This is a genomic window from Agromyces humi, from assembly GCF_009720255.1.
Lineage (GTDB): Bacteria > Actinomycetota > Actinomycetes > Actinomycetales > Microbacteriaceae > Agromyces > Agromyces humi.
In genome coordinates, this window is sequence record NZ_WJSP02000753.1 from 1 (window position 1) to 631 (window position 631).

The following is a 631-nucleotide window of genomic DNA, read 5'->3' on the forward strand; positions in this document are numbered from 1 at the left end:
GAGCACGTGCTGCGCGGCCTCGGCGCCGGCGAGGCCCGTGGCCGGGTCGAGCTCGCCGGTGGCCAGCAGCTCGCGGGCGCGCACGTACTCGAGGATCGAGTCGCCGCCCGACTTCACCTCGGCCTCGCGCAGCTCGTTGCCCATGTAGAGCGGCTCGAGCTTCTTGATCGAATAGGAGCGGCTGCCGACCCGCACGGCCCGCTTCACGATGGGGTAGAGGTCGACGAACACGCCGTCGGCGAGGAGCTGGTCGACGGCGGCCTCGCCGACGCCGTGACGCGCCGCCATGGTGAGCAGGTGCGTGCGCTCGTAGCTCGCGTAGTGGTAGATGTGCATGTTCGGGTGCGCCGCACGCCGGGCCGCCACGAGGGCGAGGAACTCCTCGAGCGCCAGGCGCTCCTCGGCGAACGAGTGCGCCCAGATCGGCGTGAAGCGCTCGTCGGTGTCGACCATGCCGAACAGGTAGTCGATGCCCCAGTCGGTGGCCGCGCCCTCGGTGTAGAGCGGGTCGCCCTCGAAGTCGAAGAACAGGTCGCCGGGATCGGGCTCGGGGATGGCCGCGAGCGACGCAGCGTCGCGCACGACCACGGGGGGCGGCAGCGGCGGGTCGTCGGGCGAGCGCCCGCCCGAG

The 631-nt window shown here is 72.4% G+C and carries 1 protein-coding gene; it reads right to left on the minus strand.

Going from position 1 to position 631, the window contains the following annotated elements; translation table 11 throughout:
• On the minus strand, nt 1–631 hold a 631-nt coding region (locus tag GH736_RS23990), incomplete at both ends, for a ribonuclease H-like domain-containing protein (protein WP_203230952.1).